The organism is Neisseria sp. DTU_2021_1001991_1_SI_NGA_ILE_055 (assembly GCF_032342915.1).
GTDB lineage: Bacteria > Pseudomonadota > Gammaproteobacteria > Burkholderiales > Neisseriaceae > Neisseria.
In genome coordinates, this window is record NZ_CP135440.1 from 2,334,028 (window position 1) to 2,355,756 (window position 21,729).

Here is a 21,729-nt window from a genome sequence, read left to right on the forward strand (position 1 = left end):
GAAAGTTTCAGACGGCATTGGCTTTTTTAAAGTTTAAATAAATTAAGATTTTGTTACCTCGGAAGCGGTTGCATTTTCAGGTGTGCCAGGTGCAGCATCGGCAGGAGCCTGATAATCTGTATTTTGCGATGAAGAGGGCTCAGCATTGTCATGTTTATGATGCTTATCATACTTATCAAAGTGTCGTTTGTCTTGATCGTTATCTTGCGCTACCGCCAATACTTTGCCGCTTTGAGCATCAACCAGAGCCTCATATTCGACCCCGTCTTTTAAAATTTCCACCTTATAACGGCCACCCAAATGCTGTTTGTATTTATAATCAACATCTTTGGCCACGCCGCCAACTTGCGCCACTGCCGTTGCTGCCGCTTGCTGACCGGAAACCTGCGCAAACATGCCTTCTTTAAAAGCCACGGCACCCGCAGCACCGGCAACGCCCAAACTTGAAGCAATAATACCGGCAATGATGAGTTTTTTTGAAATAAAAGCATTAATGCGTTTCATGATTTTCTTTCCTACTGTGTTGTTGAACGATGAATGCATTCTATGCCTCAACAATTAGCTGAATATGAGCAAAATGCTAAGATGTGTAATTAGTTGCAATACTAAAATTAACACTTTAATAATAATGGAGATTGAAGCCGCGCTTTCAGACGGTCTTGCTGATATATTGTGATGGTATATTTGGTGGAGATTGTGGTTTGCGTGTGAAAACAAAAAAGCGTGATGAAAAAAAAGGGCATGTGTGAGACATGCCCCGAATTAAATGGTAAACGCGATGTTGAGAAACCAAATGACGGAATAAGATTTGCGGTTGGTCAACTTATCTTATTCCTCCTTGTTTTACAATCATTCAGGCGATGTTTCTCCTGCAAAATTCTCGATTTCTTCGCGATGCGCGTTAAACCATGAGCCGACCACTTGATTGACTTCGTCCATACCTTGCTTTTTCAGGCTGGAAAACAGTTGAACGCTGATTTTTTGGCGGTCGGTGTAGGGTTTGAGTGATTTTTTTACCGCCGCCAAAGTTTTAATCTGGTCGTTTTTAGACAGCTTGTCTGCTTTTGACAGCAGGATATGCACAGGGCGGCCGGTGATGTGGAAAAAGTCCAGCATTTGAATGTCTAAAGCTTTGAGCGGATGGCGCGAGTCCATAATCAGAATCAGGCCGATCAGTTGGCGGCGTTGTTGCAGGTAATCGCCCAAGAGTTTGACCCAGTGCGCACGGATGGCCTCCGGTACTTGCGCGTAGCCGTAGCCGGGCAAGTCGACCATGAAGTTGCCGTTTTCCAGCTCAAAGAAATTGATGTGTTGGGTGCGGCCCGGTGTTTTGGAAACATAGGCAAGGCGCACATGATTGGTTAAGGTATTGATGGCGCTGGATTTGCCGGCATTGCTTCGGCCGACAAAGGCAATTTCGGCCGGCGTGTCGGGCAGGTCTTTCAGATGGTTGACCGTTGTAAAGAATTTGGCGTTTTGAAAAAGGTTCATCAGTATTTCCTTGCATGGAAACAAAACTGCAACATCATAATTTGTATCGGGCATTTATGTTGCAGCAGTTTGGTAATTTGAGTAGTAATTTAATGTAAACTTGGTATAGAATAGCACGTTTATAGAATTATCGGTTTTAATCGGGAAAATTCCCCGGTATTTGAGTATAAAAAAGGCATTGACGCGGTACGCAATGCTGTAATCAGGAGCACTCCATGAAACGATTGACTTTATTGGCCTTGGTATTGGCTGCCGGTGCGGTTTCCGCTGCACCTAAAGCAGATGCTGAAAAAGGCAAACAGGTAGCGACTACTATCTGTGCGGCGTGTCACGCAGCCGATGGTAACAGCGGTATCGCAACTTATCCTAAACTGGCAGGTCAGGCTGCGGCCTACGTCTACGGCCAAACCATGGCCATCAAAGACGGTACCCGTACCCACGGTGCTGCCGGCGTGATGAAACCGATGGTGATGAACTTGTCCGAACAAGACATCCGCGACGCTGCCGCCTACTACGCCAAACAACAAGGCAAACCGGGCGAAGCCAATCCTAAAGAAAACCCGGAGCTGGGCGCGAAAATCTATCGCGGCGGCCTGAGCGCTAAAAAACTGCCGGCATGTATGTCTTGCCACGGTCCTAGCGGCGCAGGTATCCCTGGCGGCGGTACTGAAATCCAAGCCTATCCTCGTCTGGGCGGCCAACACAAAGCTTACGTTGTCGAGCAAATGAAAGCTTACCAATCTGGCCAACGTAAAAACGCCATCATGGCCGATATTGCCAACCGCCTGAGCGAAGAAGAGTTGAACGCAGTAGCCAACTTTATTCAAGGTTTGCACTAAATTTCGTTCTGAAACGAGTTTATTGATACAGGCCGTCTGAAAACCCTTCAGACGGCCTTAGCCAATATAAACCGATAAGCCTGATTGGTTTTTTCAAATAGCGACGGCAAGATTTTTACTGCAATATGCAGTATTCTTCCTTTCGCATCACACGTCATTGCAGTCCGTTCCATCAATCGGGTTGCCCCAAGCCGACATTTGAGACATGAGTAAATCTTCATCATCCGTCCCACTCATCCGCAGACCGTGGTTTGCCTTTTTCAGCTCCATGCGTTTTGCCGTCGCCCTGCTCAGCCTGTTGGGCGTGGCTTCGATTATCGGTACGGTCTTGCAGCAAAACCAGCCGCAAGTCGATTATTTGGTGAAATTCGGCCCGTTTTGGTCGCAGATTTTCGGCTTTTTGGGCCTGTACGACGTGTACGCCTCGGCGTGGTTCGTTGTCATCATGATGTTTTTGGTGATTTCCACCGGATTGTGCCTGATTCGCAATGTTCCGCCGTTTTTGCGCGAGATTCGTTCCTTCCGTGAAAACGCCAAGGAAAAATCGCTGGCGGCAATGCGTCATTCCATCGTTTTAGACGGACAGGTAACGCCCGAAGTTGCACAACGTTATTTGGAAGTGCAGGGCTACGGCTGCAAAACCGTTACGCGTGAAGACGGTTCGGTTTTGGTGGCGGCGAAAAAAGGCGCGATGAACAAATGGGGCTATATCTTTGCCCATGCCGCGCTGATTGTGATTTGTTTGGGCGGTTTGATAGACAGCAACATCCTGCTGAAAATCGGCATGCTCACCGGCCGGGTCGTGCCGGACAATACGGCGGTTTACGCCAAAGACTTTAAGCCCGAAAGCGTGTTGGGTGCGTCCAATTTGTCGTTTAGGGGCAATGTCAATATTTCGGAAGGGCAGAGCGCGGACGTAGTGTTTCTGAATGCGGATAACGGCATACTCGTGCAAGACTTGCCGTTTTCCGTCAAATTGAAGAAATTTCATATTGATTTTTACGATACCGGTATGCCGCGCGATTTCGCCAGCGACTTGGAAGTCACGGACAAGGCGACCGGCAAAGTCAGCGAACACACCATCCGCGTCAACCATCCTTTGACGTTGCACGGTATTACGGTTTATCAGGCAAGTTTCGCCGACGGCGGCTCGGACTTGACGTTTAAAGCGTGGAATCTGGCCGATGCCGACCGCACTCCGGTCAAACTCAAAGCGACTTCCATGCGCGAGTTTCCGCTGGATTTGGGCAAGACCTCTTATAAACTGGAATTCGACCAGTTTACTTCGATGAACGTCGAAGACATGAGCGAGCCGTCTGAAAAAGAGCAAAACCTGAAATCCGCCCTCAACGATGTTCGCTCCGTCCGTCAGGAGGACAAAAAATACACCAATATCGGCCCGTCTATCGTTTACCGCATCCGCGACAAAGCGGGGCAGGCGGTCGAATATAAAAACTATATGTTGCCGCTGAAACAAGATGAAGACTATTTCTTCATTACCGGCACGCGCAGCGGCTTGGCGCAGCAATACCGCTGGTTGCGCATTCCGATGGATAAAAACGGTAAAATCGATACCTTTATGGCTTTGCGCCAATATTTGAAAGACGATGCGGCACGCCGTAAAACTGTTGCCAACGCCGTCAAAGGCGCGCCCGCCGAAATCCGCGAGCAATTCATGGCGGCGGCGGAAAATACCTTGTCGATTTTTGCCAAAGGCGGCTATTTGGCTTTGGACAAATTTGTTACCACCAATATTCCCAAAGACCAGCAGGAAAAAATGCAGGGCTATTTCTACGAGATGCTCTATGGCGTGATGAACGCCGCTTTGGAAGACACGATCAGTACATACAACCTGCCGGCTTGGCCGCAAGACGAAAAGCGCAACCGCTTCCTGCTGCATGCAATGGATGCTTACACCGGCTTGACCGAGTATCCTGCGCCGATGTTGCTGCAATTGGACGGCTATTCCGAAGTGCGCTCTTCCGGATTGCAGATGACCCGTTCGCCGGGCGCATTCTTGGTGTATCTGGGTTCGGTATTGCTAGTGTTGGGTACGGTGTTTATGTTCTATATTCGTGAAAAACGCGCTTGGCTGCTGTTTTCAGACGGCCGTATCCGTTTTGCCATGTCTTCCAGCCGCAACGAACGCGACTTGCAGAAAGAATTTCCGCAACACACACGGCAATTGCAGCAGCTTGCCAAGGATTTGAACCATGAATAACAAACATCAGGCCTTGCCCGAGCATGAGCTTCTGACACACAAATCATTTATCCGAAACCTCAACCTCTTCGACTGGGCATTCGCACTGCTGATTGCCATCGGTGCGTTTATTGCCCAAACCCAGGCCGGTCTGCACATGGACATCTACGAAATGGTGATTTTGTGGGCGAGTGCCGGTATTGCCGTTTTTCTGGGTTGGTTTTTCAAACCGATGCGCTGGTTTATCCCTGTGGGCGTGTGCCTGGCGTATTTTGCCGTTGATTTGTATGGCGGCGACATCAAACGCGCAGACGGCTTCCTGCTCAAATACCTGTTAAGCAGCCAGTCGGCGATTATGTGGCAATGCGCGTTTGTGTTCTTTGCCTTGTTTGCCTATATCGTCGGCGCGATAGCGGCGGTGCGCAAGAATGTGCCGACCAATACGCTTTTGGGCATGGGGAGCGTGTTTGCCTGGGTTTCCGCGATGGCGGGCTTTGTCGGCCTGCTGGTACGCTGGCATGAAAGCTATCTGCTGCGTCCCGATGCCGGCCATATTCCAGTCTCCAATCTTTACGAAGTATTCATCTTGTTCTTGGTCATTACGGCGCTGATGTATCTCTATTACGAAGGCCGTTTTGCCGTACAAAAACTGGGCGGATTTGTCTTCAGCTTTATGGCGGTCGTGGTCGGATTTGTCTTGTGGTACAGCGTTTCGCGCGAGGCGCATACCATTCAGCCGCTGATTCCTGCTTTGCAGTCTTGGTGGATGAAAATCCACGTTCCGGCCAACTTTATCGGCTACGGTGCATTCTGTATCGCCGCCATGCTGGGTATTGCCGAACTGTTGGCGCTCAGAAAAGAAGATGCGGGCAAAAAATCATGGCTGCCGCAATCTCAAGTCATTGAAGAAGTCATGTACAAAGCGATTGCCGTCGGTTTCCTGTTCTTCACGATTGCCACCATTCTCGGCGCATTGTGGGCGGCCGACGCGTGGGGCCGCTATTGGAGCTGGGACCCGAAAGAAACTTGGGCATTCATCGTTTGGCTGAATTACGCGGTCTGGTTGCATTTGCGGCTGGTGGCAGGCTGGCGCGGCAAAGTGTTGGCTTGGTGGGCGGTCATCGGCCTGGTCATTACCGCCTTTGCCTTTATCGGCGTGAATATGTTCTTGAGCGGCCTGCACTCTTACGGCACTTTGTAAACCGCTTATTCCGCACTTTATTTCAGACGGCCTTTTTCCGTTTTCGGAGAAAACGCCGTCTGAATCGTTTTTAATCATTTTTTCAGACGGCCTCAAACCATGTTGGTATTAGGAATTGAATCATCTTGCGACGAAACCGGCGTTGCGCTCTACGATACCGAGCGCGGCCTGTTGGCGCATCATTTGCACACCCAGATGGCGATGCACGCCGAATACGGCGGCGTTGTCCCCGAATTGGCCAGCCGCGACCATATCCGCCGTGTGGTGCCGTTGACGCAAGGTTGCTTGAAGGAAGCAGGCGTAGGCTATGCCGACATCGACGCGGTTGCCTTTACGCAAGGCCCGGGCTTGGGCGGCGCATTGCTGGCCGGTTCAGGCTTTGCCAATGCGTTGGCATTTGCCATCGGCAAGCCCGTTATCCCCGTCCACCATCTTGAAGGCCATTTGCTCTCACCCTTGTTGGCAGACGACAAGCCTGAATTTCCATTTGTCGCTTTGCTGGTGTCGGGCGGACATACGCAATTTATGGCTGTACGCGGTATCGGCGATTACACCTTGCTGGGTGAGAGCGTGGACGATGCGGCAGGCGAGGCGTTCGACAAAACGGCCAAGCTGTTGGGGCTGCCTTATCCCGGCGGTGCCAAATTATCCGAGTTGGCCAAACTCGGCACGCCTGATGCCTTCACGTTCCCACGCCCCATGCTGCATTCGCACGATTTGCAGATGAGCTTTTCCGGTTTGAAAACCGCCGTTTTGACCGCTGTCGAAAAAGTCCGCGCCGAAACCGGCAGCGATGAAATTCCGGAACAAACACGCAACGACATTTGCCGCGCCTTCCAAGATGCGGTAGTCGATGTGTTGGCGGCCAAAGCCAAAAAAGCATTGTTGGATACCGGTTTCAGAACTTTGGTGGTTGCCGGCGGTGTGGGTGCAAACTGGAAACTGCGCGATGAATTTTCGCGCTTGACCGTCAAGATGCCGTCTGAAAAAGGCAAACCCAAGCCGCAGGAAGAAAAAATCAATGTCTATTTCCCACCGATGGCATATTGTACCGACAACGGCGCAATGATTGCCTTTGCCGGCGCGATGCGTCTTGCCGAGCGTCAGGCTGTCGGTGCATTCAATGTCAAGCCGCGCTGGCCGCTGTCGGATATTGTGAAGCAGGGTTGATGCATTAGACTGCTTCGATGTAATGAAAGGCCGTCTGAAAACCTGAAGACAGGGTTTTCAGACGGCCTTTAATGAAATAGATGTTTGCGGTAAAACTTCATTCAAAAAGATGAGTAATTTTTTCATCCGTTTTTTCTACAATATTAACTTTGATTGATTGCAAAAGGCCGTCTGAAATGACGAATTTATCCAAAGGTTTGCTGGCTGCGGTAGCGTCCAATTTGTTGTTTTCCATGCTGTTTCTGTACGGCATGTGGATGAGGCCGATGACGGGGACGGAGGTGTTTGCCTGGCGCATGGTTGCCATGCTGTCGGCTTTGTGCGTGCTGATGACCATGGTCAACGGTTGGCAGGCGGCAATGCGTTTTGCTTATGGCGTCGGCCGCGATTGGAAGCGGTGGCTGTTGATTGTATTGCCGACGCCGATATTTGCCAGCCAGTTGTGGCTGTTTGTCTGGGGGCCGGTCAATGGGGAGGGGGTAAACATCGCCATGGGTTATTTCCTGTTTCCTTTGGCGATGATGCTGGGTGGGCGGATTTGGTTTAAAGAGCGTTTAAACCGATTGCAGATGGTTGCCGTTGTATTGGCATGTGCAGGCGTGGCATGTGAATTGTTACGGTCGGGTGCGTTTTCGTGGACGACTGTATGGGTGTTCGGTACTTATCCGTTTTATTATCTGCTGCGCCGCAAGCTGGGCGTGCCTTCCTTAATCGGGCTGACCTTTGATTTGATGATGATTACGCCGTTTGCGTTGGCGTATATTGTGCTGGCAACGGATACGCCGGCGATGATTGCGGCCAAACCGGTTTTAATCTTTTTTATTGTTTTGCTGGGTTTTAATAGTGCAATATCCATGCATTTGAATTTGAAGGCAAATCAGTTGCTGCCGGTGGCGGTGTTCGGTATGTTGAGCTATTTGGAGCCTGTATTGCTTTTTATTGTGTCGATTGTGTGGCTGGACGAGCCGGTGCAAGGCGGCGCATTGATCGGCTACGGACTGATTTGGTCGGGATTGTGCGTGATGATTGCCAATGGCCTGTTGGGAATGAAGAAAGAAAAGAAATTGGCAAAATTTGATTGATGGATTGAGGCCGTCTGAAAATGATTTGATCAATGTTTTCAGACGGCCTTGAATATTAAAAGGGGCGTATCGGATACGTCCCTTTTGTTTTACCAGCTTTGGGCGATACGGTCGGCTTCTTGCAGGCGTTCGACTGTGCCGACGTCCAACCAAAGGCCGTTATGGTGTTCGCCGCTGATTTGGTTTTGGCTCATGGCTTGACGCAACAGAGGGGCAAGCTTGGCAGCCTGGTGTGCCGGTGTGTCTTTGAAAAGCGCGGGATGATAAACACCCACGCCGCTGAAAGTCATGGCTTGGCCGTTTGTGGATGATGCGGATACCAGGCCGTCTGAAAGCAGGCCGAAGTCGCCTTCGGGATGATGGGGCGGATTGTCCACCAGCCACAAATGGGCGAGAAGGTTGTGTTCCTGTATGCGCTGGGCAGCCAGTCGTGCAGCTTGGAAATCAATGTCGGTCAATACGTCGCCATTGACGACCAAAAACGGCTCGTCGCCCAAAAGCGGCAGGGCGGTGGCAATGCCTCCGGCAGTTTCCAGGCCTCCGGCGCGTTCGGGAGAATAGGCAATGTGTACGCCGTAGGCTGAACCGTCTTTCAATGTCTCTTCGATTTGCTGGCCAAGCCAGGCATGGTTGATGACGATTTCAGTGAAACCTGCTTTCCGCAGGCGGCGTAAGTGCCAGCCGATAAGCGGCGTACCTGCTACTTCGAGTAAAGGTTTGGGCGTGTGGTCGGTCAGGGGGCGCATGCGCTCGCCGCGACCGGCGGCCAATATCATTGCTTTCATGGGTGTGCCTATAATGTATGAAACAGAAAAAGTCTCAGGCCGTCTGAAAAAATGAAACCGATGTTTCAGACGGTCTGAGACCTTTATTTATGCCAAAGATTTGAATTGCCTACGGAAATACAGCAATGCCGGCGCTTGCGTGTCGGTATTGCGGATTTCGTTGATCTGAACGAAAAAGACGTAATGCGTGCCGATTTCGCGTTGATCGACAATGCTGCCGTGCAGGTGCGCCAGCGCGCCTTCGACTTCGAGCTGTCCGGTTTGCCCCCTGTGCCAAATATGGTATTCGAAGCGTTCTTCGGGCGAGAGGTCGGTCAGTCCGGCAAAGTGTTCGGCGACATCCTGCTGGCTGTCGTTGAGCGTGTTGATACACAAATCGCGGTTGCCCTGCAGGATGGGGATGATGGCGGATTGGCGGTTGATGCACAGCATGACCGTCGGCGGCTCGTCGGTAACGGCGGTGACGGCAGTCATGGTAATGCCATAGCGCCCTGCTTCACCGTCTGTCGTGATAACGTGTACACCGGCGGCACAGGAGGCCATGGCATCTCGGAAGGATCTCTTGAGTGTGTGTGTTGAATCTGTCATCCGGCTCGCTTTATTTTAATGCCTGTTCGATTTTTGCCAGCTCTGCCAAGAGTTCTTTGAGTTGTGCCATTTTTTCTTTGGAAAGGACTTTTTCAATTGCGTCATAGCGCTCGTCAACCAATGCGCCGGTGGACTCATAGAGTTTCTCGCCTTCGGGCGTCAGTTTCAGATAAACGCGGCGTTGGTCGTTGGAAGGCTTCAGGCGCACGGCCAAACCTGCTTTTTCCAAGCGGGTCAGAATGCCGGTCAGGCTGGGACGGAGGATGCAGGCCTGATTGGCCAAGTCTTGAAAGTCGAGTGTGCCGTTTTCCGCTAAGAGCCGGATGATACGCCATTGCTGGTCAGTAATATTGGCTTGGTTCAGAATAGGGCGGAATTGGGTCATCAATGCTTCCCTTGCCTGAATCAGACCGATATTGATAGATGCATGTTTAGATTGGTTGGGCATTACTAAGTCTCCGGGGTTATCAAAAATCAAACCGTTGAAGCGTGAGGTAAATTAATAAAGGCGAATATTGCTGTTTTAAGGCTGCCGTCGGCAACCGGGTCTATGGGAACAAAAGCATCACGGCCACAATATTAGATGAAGATCTCTAACAGTTTGTTTTGATAATAATGTTTCCAATTGTTCTTATGGTTATATCTTAGTCTATTTTCTTTATAATCTCAACAAAATCATATGTTATCGGGAAAGAGATAGTTTATTTATTTATGAAGTGGAATAGGGTAAATATATTCGGCGGAGATGATTCTTTGGATTTTCTATTTTTAGTGGATTTTCAATGAATTTAGCCGAAGATGTCTGCTAAGTAAATTCTGATTTTTAAGCCGATGTAGCTGGAAAGTCCGGATGTGTGATGAATCATTTTTCCATCTTTTAATATGATAATGGTCGGTGTGACGGCGATATTCCATTTTTGGGCCATCAGGCCGTCTGAATCGTTGACGTTTGGAAAGGATAGATTGTTTTCTTGCATATGGCGGGCAATATCATTGTTGCTTCCGGAGCGTAAGGCTACGCCCAGAGTCGGAATATTGTCTTGATGCAGTTTTTCTATGGTCGGCGATGTGTACGAGCAAATACCGCACCAGCTACCCCAGAAGTAAACAATGGCAACACGGTTCTGGCTGAAGGATTGGAGGGAAGTGGTTTGTCCGTTGGTTAGCGTGAGGGTTTGCGCTGCTGATTGTAAGGGTTGGTCGGGTTTGCGTACCCAGTCGACAATCAAGGAGAGAAAAATGAAAATAATCACGGCCTGAAGCAATGATTTGGTGTAGTGGAGCAGGGTTTTCTTCATGTATTGTGCCGTGAAAAAAGATTGAATGATTGTTTGTTTGATAAATGAAAAAAGCCTTGCAGAGCAAGGCTTTTGATTCGATTCTGAAAACGTATTAACGTTTGGAGAATTGTTTTGCACGACGTGCTTTGCGCAAACCTGGTTTTTTACGTTCAACTTCACGAGCATCGCGAGTAACGAAGCCTGCTTGAGACAGAGCTGGTTTCAGGGCTGCGTCGAAGTCGATCAGGGCGCGGGTGATGCCGTGACGGATAGCGCCGGATTGACCGGTTTCGCCGCCGCCGGTTACGTTAACTTTGATGTCGAAAGATTCGGCATTTTCAGTCAGAACCAGAGGTTGACGTACAACCATGCGGCTGGTTTCACGTGCGAAGAATTCGTCAACGGGACGGCCGTTTACGATGATTTGGCCGGTACCTTTAGTCAAGAATACACGAGCCACTGAACTTTTGCGGCGGCCTGTGCCGTAGTAGTATTTACCGTTCATGTCGTGTCCTTATTATTTCAGTTCCAAAACTTTAGGTTGTTGTGCAGCGTGGCCGTGTTCGGCACCGGCGTACACTTTCAGTTTTTTGATCATGGCGTAGCCCAGAGGACCTTTAGGCAACATGCCTTTTACGGCTTGTTCCAAAGCGCGGCCAGGGAATTGCTCTTGCATTTCGCGGAAAGTGCGCTCGTAGATGCCGCCTGGGAAACCAGAGTGACGGAAGTATTTTTTGTCTTCGAATTTAGCACCGGTCACGCGCAGTTTGTCTGCATTGATGACGATGATGTAGTCGCCGGTATCAACGTGAGGGGTGTATTCGGGTTTGTGTTTGCCGCGCAGACGGTGTGCGACTTCGGCTGCGACACGACCCAGAACTTTGTCTTCTGCGTCAATGACGAACCATTCGCGCTTCACCTCATGGGGTTTTGCAGAGAAGGTTTTCATGGTTGGAATCCAGATATATATAGAAAGTTATGGATTTTAAAGAGGAGATTGGTTTTTGTCAATCTTAATTGAGCGTGTTTGATGCATGAATATGCGGTTTTTTCAGACGGCCGGAAATCTTTACGAAAGTCTTTACTCGGAAAGGGGAAAGCCACACCTTTCGGTATGGCTTTTTTAGGGAATCCCCACGAGTGCCGTTTGGGCTGAATCCGCTTGAACCTTGCTGACAAGGCGGTCACCTCGGGTAGTTTCGGGTGCGTCCGGCAAACGGACGCTCGCGCCCACTACAACTCCCGGCAACCTAAAGCGAACGTATTGGTTCAAAGGAATATATGCCTTCGCGAACACCGCAGGGAAAAGGGGAAATTAGTTTTGCTCCAAGCGCGCCAGTGCTTTTTGGCACGCGTTGCTCATGTCGGTTATTTTACGCTCAAATTCACCGATTGCCAAATCGTCGTTGAGGGTGGTTTTCAAAAGGTCGTGTACGACGTTGAGGGCTGCCATGACGACGATTTTGTCCGTGCCGACGATGCGGCCGCTTTCTTTAATCGCGTCGCTTTTTTTGTTGAGCATTTCAACGGCTTGCAGGAGGGTGGCTTTTTCTTCACTCGGCGTGTTGATGGTGAAGTTGACATTCATGATGTCGAGATTGACTTGTTCGATACTCACGGGGCGTCCTTTTATTGTTGTGTTTCTTGGGGCAGTCGGGCAATGAGGCTGCGGATTTGGTCTGCGCTTTGGGCCAGTGCGTTGCGGTAGTTTTCTTTTTCGACGGTCAGGCTGTCAATTTTGCTTTGCAGGTCTTCTTTGAGTTTGCCGACTTGAACCAGCAAGGCTTCGCTGAGTTCGTCAATGGCTGCGTCGTGTTGGCGTTTTTGTTGCTCTTGCTCAAGTTTGAGTCTGTCGATTTCTTCGTTGAGACGGCGGTTTTCTGATACCAGCGTTTCAAATTTTTGGACAAGTTGGTAAACGTTGATTTCCAGATTGTTCAGTGATTGGTTCATGTGTTTCCCTTCAGACGGCCTGATGGCCGTCATATTGTGCGTCAGGCCGTCTGAATGGCAGACGGTGCGACCGTTTATTCGAAGCGCGCGCTTCGTTCCATCAGTCGTTCAACGACTTGCTGCGGGGTCATTTCTTTGCGGATGAGTTGCAGCAGGGTTTGGGTGATGGGCATATCGATTTGGTATTTGGCGGCGGTGTTGAAGACTTCTTCGATGGTGCTGACGCCTTCGGAAACGTGGCCGATTTCGACAAGCACTTGATGCAATTCTTTGCCTTCTGCGAGGCCGAGGCCGACGCGGCGGTTGCGCGAGAGTGCGCCGGTACAGGTCAGGATAAGGTCGCCGATGCCGGCCAAACCCATCATGGTTTTGGGTTGCGCGCCCATGGCGATAGCAAGGCGGGTGATTTCGGCGAGGCCGCGCGTTACTAGGGCTGCGCGTGCATTGAGTCCGTATTCGAGGCCGTCTGAAAGGCCGGTGGCAATCGCCATGACGTTTTTAACGGCACCGCCCACGGCAACGCCGATGACATCGGTGCTGCCGTACAGGCGCATTACGTTGGTGTTCAGTTGGGCGGTGGTTTCTTCCACCCATTCTTTGTTTTCGGAGGCGAGAACGACGGCGCAAGGCAGTTGGGCGGCCAGTTCTTGGGCAAAGCTCGGGCCTGAGAGAACGCCGATTTTTTTATTGTTTGGCAGGACTTCTTTCAGTACTTGGAAAGTCAAAAGGCCGGTATCTTGTTCAAAACCTTTGCAGGCGGCGAGAACGGGAATGTCGGCGGCGTTATGCTGTTTGAGCAGCTCGGCGCTGCTTCTGAGGCCGGTTACGGAGGTAACGATCAAGGCAAGTTGGCTATCTTTCAGCGCTTCGCCCAAATCGGCATAAACGGTCAGGGACTCGGGGAAAGGGAAGCCGGGCAGGCCGCGTTTGTTTTCGCGGTCTGCTTGCAGGGTGCGGATTTGGTCGGGATTGCGTGTCCAAAGGGCGACTTCATTGTTGTGGTGCGCAAAGTGCAACGCGAGAGCTGTACCCCACGAACCTGCGCCGATGACGGTAATTTTCATGTTTTTCTTCCATATGGGAACGGGGCTTACTTTAAAACAAACGGCTTTGGGGTGCAAGGGCGGCGTTTGTGAAAAACATTTTGTGCCGTTTAAAAAGCCTCAGGCCGTCTGAAAGTTCAGACGGCCTGCTTCGGTTTATGATTTATTGTTGCCGGAATGGTAGGCATCGTAGGCGTAGTAGTCGTAGCTGTTGTTGGCTTCGCGCTTCATGCCGTTGAGGACGACACCTTTGATGTTGATGTGGTTTTGTTTGAGGCGTTCGACGCTGGCCTCAAGCTCTCGTGCACGGGTGTGTGCATAACGGCTGATCATCAGGACGGTGCCGGCATGTTGGCCGATGATGACGGCGTCGGTCACGGCCAATACGGGCGGCGTGTCCAAGATGACGTAATCGTAGCGTTGGCGCGCGTGGGCGAGCAACTCGTTGAAGCGGTTGTCCATCAAAAGCTCGGACGGATTGCTGGGATAGCTGCCGCTGCTGATGAGGTGGAGGTTTTCAATGCCGGTCTCTTGTACGGCTTTGGCCGGAGCCGCCTTGCCGCTTAGGATGTCGGACAAGCCGAACTCGGGGGTAAGGCCGAAGAGTCGGTCGAGGTAGCCTTTGCGCATATCGGTATCGATAAGCAGGACGCGTTTGCCCGATTGCGCCATTACGGCGGCGAGGTTGGCGGAGATAAAGGATTTACCTGCCTCAGGCGCGGCACCGGTAATCATGAGGACGTTGTTGGGCGCGTCCAGCATGGAGAAGTAGATATTGGTGCGCAGGGCGCGAATGGCTTCGACGGCCGTATCGGTACGGTCTTCGCTGGCCAGCAGATAGTTGGAACGGCCGCCGGTTTTCTTGAATTTGTTTTTGAAGAAGTCGCGTTTTTGCTGGGTTTTGGAGTGCGGAACAAGAGCAACGACTTCTAAGTTGAGGTTTTCGATTTCTTCGGATGAAGTAATGCCGTTTTTCATGCGGTTGCGGATCATCAGCCACAAAGCGGTCAACGAGCCTGCGGCAAGTGCGCTCAGGAGCGTGATGACGGCTTTGCGCGGTGCAACCGGGTTTTCAGGGACGTAAGCATAATCGACGATGCGGACATTACCTTGCGCACTGGCTTTCATGATGTTGAGCTCTTGTTGTTTGCTCAACAGTTGGACGTAGGTTGCTTGGTTGGTTTCTACGTCGCGGGTCAGGCGGATGACTTCTTGTTGGGTATTGGGCAATTCGGCGATTTGTTGGTTGATTTTGTTTTTGGCGCGTTCGAGGACGGAGAGTTTGTCTAATACGGCTTTATAGGAAGGGTGTTCCGGCGTGTACAGCTCGGCCAACCCTGCTTCTTCGGTTTTGAGCAGGGTAATTTGGGTTTCGATGCCGGTCAGGCTTTCCAATGCGCCTTTGGACTCGAGCGGGATGTCGAGGGAGCCTGATTGTTGGCGGTAGGCATTGAGTTTGTTTTCAGCGTCTTGTAAGGTTTCTTTCAGGCGTGGCAATTCTTCGCTGATGAAAGCCAAGCCGCTGGATGCGACTTGGACGTCGCGTTCGCGGTTTTGCGCAACGTAGTTGTCGGCAATGCTGTTGAGGATGACGCTGGTGCGTTTAGGGTCGGTACCGGTAAAGGTAAGGTTGATGATGGGGCTGGTTTTACCTTTGCTGATGACCGCCAGTTTGCTTTGGATGTTTTCGATGGCGCTGATGCGTGAGAATTTGGTCAACGCAAACTCTTGGCCCGGATCGGCCAGGATTTGATCGATTTTGAGGATGGTTTGGTTGTTGATTTTCAGAGGTACGCCGACCTTGCCTTCGACGACGCGTTTGTCAGGCAGGGTGAGGGTATAGGCTTTGTTGTTTTTGACGGTCAGCGTGAAGGTTTTGTTGAACCATTCTTCTTGTACGGTAAAGTTGCCGACGGTCAGTTTGGGATCGGGGTTGCCGCTGAGATTGTGCATCAGGCTGCCGATAACGGGCGTGTATTTGGCTTTGACTTCTTGGTCGAGTTGGAGGTCGTCAACGGTTTTACCCAGCACCAGGCGTGATTGAACCAGCTCGACTTCTGCTTCAGACGGCGTGGTTTGGTTGTTGAAGATGTTGTTGATTTCGGTCAGGATTTGGTTTTGCCGCGTTTCAATTTCTAACATGGCGTCGGCGCGGTATTGCGGGGTGGATGCCAGGCTGAAGGCCGCGCCGAGTATGCCGCCTGCAAGCAGGGCGGCGAGGATTTTGTATTTGTGCATCCAAATGACGCGGAGCTGTTGGCCGAAGTCGATTTCGTCGTTGTCTGCGCTATAAGGTGTGTAGGTCGTTTTTTTCATTGCTTGCTTTCTTGTTCATGCCGGTTTTATACCGGTTGAGTTTTTCCGTTTAGTTTGGTTTTCCAAGTGTCTGCGGCAGCATTGAGCTGTTCGAAAACGGCTTCAAACATTTCGCTGCTTTGTTTGTATGGGTCAGGTACGGTTTTCTTCGGCAACCATTGGGCAAACAGCATGGTTTTGCTGCGTGCCGGCGGATGGATGTCGGCCACCATGTCGATTTGACAGGGCTCCATGACGAGAATCAAATCGGCCTGTTCGCACATTTGGGCAGTCAGTTGGCGTGCCGTATGGCCTGCAACGATAACGCCGTGTTTGAGTGCGGTTTTGATGGCTTGGAAATCGGCATCCTTACCTGCCAGTGCTTTTATGCCGGCGCTGCTGATGCGGTGGCCGGGTAGTTTTTTCTGCATAATCCGCTCTGCGGTGGGGGAGCGGCAGATGTTGCCTAGGCAGACAATGAGTATGTTGTGGTACATGATATTGTTTCGGTTTATGGTCTGAAAAAAGCGTGAGTCAGACTATAAGGTACTGCTTTTCCGTTTGTGCGGTGTGTACGGCTTTTATATGCCGTTTATGTAATTTGGTCGGATTGTGCGTGATTTTGTATCCTGCTGTCAAACGGGGTCTGACAGCAGGAACCACTGCTTATTTAAACGTATTGTCGAGGGTGTTGACGTTGCTGATGGAGTTGGTAATTTGTGACATTACGCGGTTCCAACGGGTAACCGGGGCGGAGGTAACGTAAACGGTGTCTTCGGAACGCAGTTTGAATTCGCTGCCCAGCGCGTAAGAGGTCGCATCTTTCAGGTTGAGCTGGTAGATGTGGATAGGTTTGGCCGCATCTTCAGGTACGCGGCGGATTACGAATACGCCGGTTGCATCCGCATAGGCTTGGTTCATGCCGCCCACTTCGCCGAGCGCTTGGGTCAGGTTGAGGCCGTGGTTGCCGATCGGCAGGGTCGCTTGTTTGCCGACTTCGCCCATGATGTAGATTTTGTTGTTGCTGCTGTTAGGAACGTAAACGATGTCGCCATGGCTGAGGAGGTGGTTTTGCGACATATCGCCGTATTGCAGCATGTTTTGCAGGGAGATGGTGCGGTCGACGCCGTTGTGCGTCCATTTGATGTGCTGGGTGTCGGCGCTTTGGGTAACGCCGCCGGCTTGGTTGATGGCATCCAAAATGGTCATCGGGATATTGGTAATCGGCAATTGGCCGGCTTGGTTGATGGCGCCGGAAACGGAAACGCGTTGCGAGCGGAACTCGGTAACGTTGATGGCGACTTGAGGGTTTTTGATGTAGCGTCTTAAAAGGTTGGTCAAGATGTTTTGCAATTCGTCCAAAGTTTTGCCTTTGGCTTGGATTTTGCCTGCCAATGGGTAAGTGATGTAACCGCCCTCATCCACCCAAGCGCCGCGGCTGACTTGGTTGGTTTGCGGGTTGCTTTGCTGGATGGGGGAGTTGAGGTCGGAATGCGCCCAAACCATGATGTTGAGGACGTCGCCGCTGCCGATGCGGTAGCGGTAAGCGCTCTTGCTTTGCTCCAAACCTTGGTTGGCTTGGGAAAGTACGGGCGGCGTACGCATTTTTTCAATCAGGTTAGGCGTGATGGGGTAAACGGCAACGCGGCTGTCGAGGTTGGTATCGGCTGCGGTGTCGTTGTCGGTGTAAACAATGGTTTTGGTTCGGGTTTTGATGGTCGAACCGGGAATGACTGTCGTGCTGTTACAGGCAGCCAGTGCAAATAGAGTAAGCAGGGAAAGCGTTTTTTTCATGTAGTAGTCCTTGCAGTATGGTGTCCGGGCCGTCTGAAAATGTTCAGACGGCCTTGTTGTTTTGTTGCCAAACCAAGTCGCAGATGCCGTCTTTAGGTACGAAGCCTGTCGGTGCGCGCAGCAGAAGCTGGCGCAGGCTGTTTTGGTCGCTTTGGAGACAAGCGGTTTGGAGTTCCGACAGTATGTCAGATAATTGCGTCCATGGAAGCATTACTTCACTGGCGGTCATAATCCGGGGATGAGTGGTTTTTTGCACCTCGTCGCCGATGAGCAGTTCTTCATAAAGTTTCTCGCCCGGGCGCAGGCCGGTAATCTTGATTTCAATGTCGCCGTGCGGGTGTTGCTCGTCTTTGACTTTGAGGCCGCTGAGGACAATCATTTGACGGGCAAGGTCGATGATTTTGACGGATTCGCCCATGTCGAGGACGAAGACGTCGCCACCTTTACCCATTGCGCCGGCTTGGATAACCAGTTGCGCTGCTTCGGGAATGGTCATGAAGTAGCGGGTAATGTCTTGGTGGGTCAGGGTAATCGGACCGCCTTCGGCAATTTGTTTTTCAAATACTGGGACAACGGAGCCGGACGAACCCAATACATTGCCGAAACGCACCATGCAGAAGCGTGTTTTTTGTTCCGGCTCGGCGGCAAGGGCTTGCAGGCAGAGTTCGGCCATGCGTTTGCTGGCGCCCATGGTATTGGTCGGGCGGACGGCTTTGTCGGTGGAAATCAAAACAAAGGTTGAAACGCCCGCATCTACGGCAGCCTGCGCGCAGCAGAGTGTGCCGAACACGTTGTTTTGAATGCCTTCGATGGTGTTGAACTCGACCATAGGGACGTGTTTGTAGGCTGCGGCATGATAGACGGTATCGACGTGATAGGCCTTCATGACGCTGCTGAGGCGTTCTTTGTTTTGAACCGAACCCAAAAGCGGTACGACTTCGACTTGGCTGCCTTGCGCGGCTTGGGTTTCGCGCAATTCTTTGTCTATGCTGTACAGGGCGAATTCGGACAATTCAAACAACAGCAGTTTGGTCGGACGGCAGTTGAGAATTTGACGGCAAAGTTCGGAGCCGATAGAGCCGCCTGCGCCGGTCACCATCACGACTTTGTCGCTGATGTCGGCACTCATCAATTCAGGGCGCGGTGCCACAGGGGCACGGCCGAGCAAATCGACCACGGAGATTTTTTTCAATGAGCTGACGCTGATTTTGCCGTCCACCAAATCTTTCATGCCCGGAATAGTCAGGACTTCGCATTTGTAGGCTTCGAGGCGGCGGATGATGTCTTTGCGTTCTTCAGGCGTAGAACTTGGAATCGCCAGCAGAATTTTGCGTACGCCGTAGCGGCTGATCAGCATCGGGATTTCGTTGGGGTTGTAGACGGCAAGGTCATAGATGACGGTGCGTTGGATTTTCGGGTTGTCATCGACAAAGGCGATGGCCGAGTATTCGTTAACCTGTTTGATGGCTTCCAACAATTGGCGGCCGGATTGGCCTGCGCCGTAGATGATGACGGGCGTCATCTGTTTGCGGTGGTGGTCGGTCAGAATCGCGCGCAGGATCATGCGCGAGCTGGTCACGCCGACCACCAAGACCAAGAAATAGACGATGGGCAGGGCAAGGTGCAGTTTTTGTTCAAAAACCAGGGTGGTCAGGCAGAACAAGACCGCTGAAATAATGCTGCCGAATGCGGCGGCGGTCAGGACGCGGACGCTGACGAAGCGCGTAACGGCGCGGTAGAGGCCGATACGGATGAAAAGGATGATGGTCAGCAACGCGGTGCTGCCGAAAGCCAGCCAGTTGGCGATACTCAACCATTCGTCGGAGTATTGCACTTTAAGGCTTTGGGCAAACCAAAACGCCACGAAGATCATCAAGATATCGTGAATGACGAAGAAGGTTTTTTTTAGATTGCGCGGCAGAGCCAGCAGGGTTTCCAAGTTCATTTTATATTTCTTGTGTCTGAGTGTTGTAATGTGGCTTGGTACGGATTGTTTGAAGCAGGCTGTTTTGCTTTTTTCAGACGGCCTGAAGTTGCAGGCCGTCTGAAAATGATTATGCCGTGGCTTCAGTCAATACGGCTTCTATGTTTTCTTTGCAGAACGCAATTTCTTCATCGGTCAGGGTCGGATGTACCAAGAACATCAGGCTGGTGTCGCCCAGTTGGACAGCGTTTTTCAGCCGCTCTTTCGGACGCCAAGGCGTGTTGTCGAAGGCTTTTTCCAAATACACTTCGGAGCAGCTGCCTTGATAGCAGGGGACTTTGCGCGCGTTCAGTTCGCTGACGATGCGGTCGCGCGTCCAGCCTTCTTTGAGGTGTTCGGGTTTGACGAAAACGTAGAACTTGTATTGCGCGTGTTCGATGTAGTCGGCCACTTCAACCAAACGGATGCTGGCGAATTTGCCCAAGCTTTCAGCCAGTTTGGCGGCGTTTTCTTGGCGGCGCGCCGTCCATTCAGGCATGCGTTTGAGCTGGATGCGGCCGATGACCGCCTGCATTTCCAACATGCGCCAGTTGGTACCGAAGCTTTCGTGCAGCCAGCGGAAACCGGGTGCGTGTTCGCGGTGGTACACGGCATCGTAGCTTTTGCCGTGGTCTTTGTACGACCACATTTTGCTCCACAGCTCTTTGTCGTTGGTGGTGACCATGCCGCCTTCGCCGCCGGTGGTCATGATTTTGTCTTGGCAGAACGACCAAGCGCCGACATGGCCGATAGAGCCGACAGATTTGCCTTTGTATTTCGCACCGTGCGCTTGGGCGCAGTCTTCGATAACCCACAAGTTATGTTCTTTGGCCAAAGCCATGATGTCGTCCATTTCGGCAGGCATGCCGGCAAGGTGAACCACGATGATGGCTTTAGTGTTTGGCGTCAGCGCGGCTTTGATGGTTTCGGCACTGATGTTTTGGCTGTTTAAATCGACATCGGCGAAAACCGGATTGGCGCCGGCGGTCACGATACAGGACGCTGAAGCCAAGAAGGTGCGCGAAGTGACAATCACATCATCGCCTTGGCCGATGCCCATTGCTTTGAGGGCTACGTCCAAAGCCAACGTACCGTTGGAAAGGGCGACGGCGTATTGCGTGCCGACAAAGGCAGCAAATTCTTTTTCAAATTCGCGACATTCCGTACCTGTCCAGTAGTTGACTTTGTTGGACAGCAGGACTTTGGAAACGGCATCGGCTTCTTCTTGAGTAAAGCTTGGCCATGGGGAGAGTGATGTATTAAGCATTTGTTTTTCCTGCGAAAAGACTGGTTGAGCCTTTGGGGGCGATTTCTTCCAGCAGTTGGCGGTTGATCAGGGTGTATTTCTGACCGTTGATTTCGACGTATGCGCCGTCGTAAGGAGGGAACCAGAAGGCGCGGATTTTCTTCTCGATATTGTCGCCGTCGAGGATTTGCTTCATGGCTTCCATTTCGTCGCGGCTGACGTAGCGGCCGCCGATGTTGGGCGTGGTCGGCAATTTGGTTTTCGACTCGATGGCGCGGGCGATGATGCGTTGTGCGAACGGCTCCAGCGCCTGCATGGTTTTGCGTTCGAGCGATTGGGCGGTTTCTGTTTCGGCGTCGATGGGGAAGCGGTCCACTTCGATGATTTCGCCGGTGTCGATGGAGGCATCGACGTAGTGGGCGGTGTTGCCCCATTCGTTCAGCTCATCCATGATGGCCAGGTTGTAGCCGCCTGTGCCTTTGTATTCGGGCAGCAGCGCAGGGTGGAAGTTGATCGTGCCCAAAGTCGGAATGCTCAGGAATTCATCACGCAGCTTGCGCCAGTAAAGGACGGACAAGCCCAAATCGTATTTCAGACGGCCTTCACGCATTGCTTCCAAAGCCGTATCGAAGGTGTACAGGGGCAGGCCCAATTCCTGCGCGGCAGCCGTGGTCGGCGAGCCTTGCAGATGGCTGTCGGTCAAAACGCCGACGATTTCGATATGGTCTTGTTTGGTCAAAAAACGAAGCAGGTTGGCGGAAACCTGTTTACGACCCATAAATAAGATTTTCATGGAGAA

At 51.5% G+C, this 21,729-nt stretch carries 22 protein-coding genes and 1 other RNA gene; 5 read left to right on the top strand and 18 right to left on the bottom strand.

All coding sequences use genetic code 11. From position 1 onward, the window contains the following. Positions 1 to 42: 42 nt before the first annotated feature. Positions 43 to 504, bottom strand: coding sequence for a PepSY domain-containing protein (locus tag RRV97_RS11105; RefSeq protein WP_224783388.1), 462 nt, complete (start codon positions 502 to 504; stop codon positions 43 to 45). 345 nt (positions 505 to 849) lie between these two features. Beyond that, positions 850 to 1,491 carry a ribosome biogenesis GTP-binding protein YihA/YsxC gene (gene yihA / locus RRV97_RS11110; RefSeq protein ID WP_315611547.1) on the bottom strand — a complete coding sequence of 214 codons (642 nt, stop codon included), beginning with the start codon at positions 1,489 to 1,491 and terminating at the stop codon, positions 850 to 852. 215 nt (positions 1,492 to 1,706) lie between these two features. Between yihA and RRV97_RS11115 the strand changes: the two genes are divergently transcribed. The 5 genes from RRV97_RS11115 (at position 1,707) to rarD (ending at position 7,983) form a co-directional block, all read left to right on the top strand. Beyond that, on the top strand, positions 1,707 to 2,330 hold the full coding sequence (locus tag RRV97_RS11115) for a c-type cytochrome (protein ID WP_003749030.1): 624 nt from the start codon (positions 1,707 to 1,709) through the stop codon (positions 2,328 to 2,330). Positions 2,331 to 2,598: 268 nt separating this feature from the next. Continuing rightward, positions 2,599 to 4,551 (top strand): cytochrome c biogenesis protein ResB, encoded by a 1,953-nt coding sequence (locus RRV97_RS11120; RefSeq protein WP_315612264.1) that lies wholly within the window; start codon positions 2,599 to 2,601, stop codon positions 4,549 to 4,551. Then, entirely contained in the window at positions 4,544 to 5,731 is a 1,188-nt protein-coding gene (ccsB, locus tag RRV97_RS11125; RefSeq protein ID WP_315611548.1) for a c-type cytochrome biogenesis protein CcsB, read from the top strand. Before RRV97_RS11120 ends, ccsB begins: the two co-directional genes overlap by 8 nt. A gap of 99 nt (positions 5,732 to 5,830) precedes the next feature. Next, positions 5,831 to 6,901: a tRNA (adenosine(37)-N6)-threonylcarbamoyltransferase complex transferase subunit TsaD gene (tsaD, locus tag RRV97_RS11130; protein WP_204788774.1), complete on the top strand. Its 1,071-nt coding sequence runs from the start codon at positions 5,831 to 5,833 to the stop codon at positions 6,899 to 6,901. Positions 6,902 to 7,077: 176 nt separating this feature from the next. Further along, positions 7,078 to 7,983 carry an EamA family transporter RarD gene (rarD, locus tag RRV97_RS11135; protein ID WP_315611549.1) on the top strand — a complete coding sequence of 302 codons (906 nt, stop codon included), beginning with the start codon at positions 7,078 to 7,080 and terminating at the stop codon, positions 7,981 to 7,983. 89 nt (positions 7,984 to 8,072) lie between these two features. Here rarD and murU read toward each other — a convergent pair whose 3' ends face one another. The 16 genes from murU to RRV97_RS11215 form a co-directional block, all read right to left on the bottom strand. Beyond that, positions 8,073 to 8,768 (bottom strand): N-acetylmuramate alpha-1-phosphate uridylyltransferase MurU, encoded by a 696-nt coding sequence (murU, locus tag RRV97_RS11140; RefSeq protein WP_315611550.1) that lies wholly within the window; start codon positions 8,766 to 8,768, stop codon positions 8,073 to 8,075. Between the two features lie 87 nt (positions 8,769 to 8,855). Next, positions 8,856 to 9,356 (bottom strand): 4-hydroxyphenylacetate 3-monooxygenase, reductase component, encoded by a 501-nt coding sequence (gene hpaC / locus RRV97_RS11145; protein WP_070625197.1) that lies wholly within the window; start codon positions 9,354 to 9,356, stop codon positions 8,856 to 8,858. 10 nt (positions 9,357 to 9,366) lie between these two features. Next, the gene (gene hpaR / locus RRV97_RS11150; protein ID WP_003681518.1) at positions 9,367 to 9,804 is read right to left on the bottom strand and encodes a homoprotocatechuate degradation operon regulator HpaR; all 438 of its coding nucleotides are present in this window, start codon (positions 9,802 to 9,804) and stop codon (positions 9,367 to 9,369) included. 340 nt (positions 9,805 to 10,144) lie between these two features. Next, positions 10,145 to 10,654, bottom strand: coding sequence for a protein disulfide oxidoreductase (locus RRV97_RS11155; RefSeq protein WP_315611551.1), 510 nt, complete (start codon positions 10,652 to 10,654; stop codon positions 10,145 to 10,147). 94 nt (positions 10,655 to 10,748) lie between these two features. Then, positions 10,749 to 11,141 carry a 30S ribosomal protein S9 gene (rpsI, locus tag RRV97_RS11160; RefSeq protein ID WP_003681515.1) on the bottom strand — a complete coding sequence of 131 codons (393 nt, stop codon included), beginning with the start codon at positions 11,139 to 11,141 and terminating at the stop codon, positions 10,749 to 10,751. A gap of 12 nt (positions 11,142 to 11,153) precedes the next feature. Beyond that, positions 11,154 to 11,585 (bottom strand): 50S ribosomal protein L13, encoded by a 432-nt coding sequence (gene rplM, locus RRV97_RS11165; protein ID WP_003684605.1) that lies wholly within the window; start codon positions 11,583 to 11,585, stop codon positions 11,154 to 11,156. Between the two features lie 178 nt (positions 11,586 to 11,763). Then, a non-coding RNA gene (gene ssrS, locus RRV97_RS11170) (6S RNA) lies at positions 11,764 to 11,944 on the bottom strand. 7 nt (positions 11,945 to 11,951) lie between these two features. After that, on the bottom strand, positions 11,952 to 12,254 hold the full coding sequence (locus RRV97_RS11175; RefSeq protein WP_315611552.1) for a cell division protein ZapA: 303 nt from the start codon (positions 12,252 to 12,254) through the stop codon (positions 11,952 to 11,954). Positions 12,255 to 12,265: 11 nt separating this feature from the next. Beyond that, positions 12,266 to 12,589 carry a hypothetical protein gene (locus RRV97_RS11180; RefSeq protein WP_036492772.1) on the bottom strand — a complete coding sequence of 108 codons (324 nt, stop codon included), beginning with the start codon at positions 12,587 to 12,589 and terminating at the stop codon, positions 12,266 to 12,268. Positions 12,590 to 12,663: 74 nt separating this feature from the next. Beyond that, complete coding sequence (locus tag RRV97_RS11185) at positions 12,664 to 13,653, bottom strand: NAD(P)H-dependent glycerol-3-phosphate dehydrogenase (RefSeq protein ID WP_315611553.1); 990 nt, start codon at positions 13,651 to 13,653, stop codon at positions 12,664 to 12,666. A 135-nt stretch (positions 13,654 to 13,788) separates the two neighbouring features. After that, entirely contained in the window at positions 13,789 to 15,948 is a 2,160-nt protein-coding gene (locus tag RRV97_RS11190; protein WP_315611554.1) for a polysaccharide biosynthesis tyrosine autokinase, read from the bottom strand. 26 nt (positions 15,949 to 15,974) lie between these two features. Beyond that, on the bottom strand, positions 15,975 to 16,424 hold the full coding sequence (locus RRV97_RS11195) for a low molecular weight protein-tyrosine-phosphatase (RefSeq protein ID WP_004520878.1): 450 nt from the start codon (positions 16,422 to 16,424) through the stop codon (positions 15,975 to 15,977). 169 nt (positions 16,425 to 16,593) lie between these two features. Then, on the bottom strand, positions 16,594 to 17,721 hold the full coding sequence (locus tag RRV97_RS11200) for a polysaccharide export protein (protein ID WP_070836772.1): 1,128 nt from the start codon (positions 17,719 to 17,721) through the stop codon (positions 16,594 to 16,596). Between the two features lie 43 nt (positions 17,722 to 17,764). Further along, positions 17,765 to 19,666 carry a polysaccharide biosynthesis protein gene (locus tag RRV97_RS11205; protein WP_188212277.1) on the bottom strand — a complete coding sequence of 634 codons (1,902 nt, stop codon included), beginning with the start codon at positions 19,664 to 19,666 and terminating at the stop codon, positions 17,765 to 17,767. Between the two features lie 109 nt (positions 19,667 to 19,775). Then, positions 19,776 to 20,951: a DegT/DnrJ/EryC1/StrS aminotransferase family protein gene (locus RRV97_RS11210; protein WP_315611555.1), complete on the bottom strand. Its 1,176-nt coding sequence runs from the start codon at positions 20,949 to 20,951 to the stop codon at positions 19,776 to 19,778. Next, positions 20,944 to 21,723, bottom strand: a complete 780-nt coding sequence (locus tag RRV97_RS11215; RefSeq protein ID WP_049322614.1) for a methionyl-tRNA formyltransferase — start codon at positions 21,721 to 21,723, stop codon at positions 20,944 to 20,946. The genes RRV97_RS11210 and RRV97_RS11215 overlap by 8 nt, the downstream gene beginning before the upstream one ends. Positions 21,724 to 21,729 lie beyond the last annotated feature (6 nt).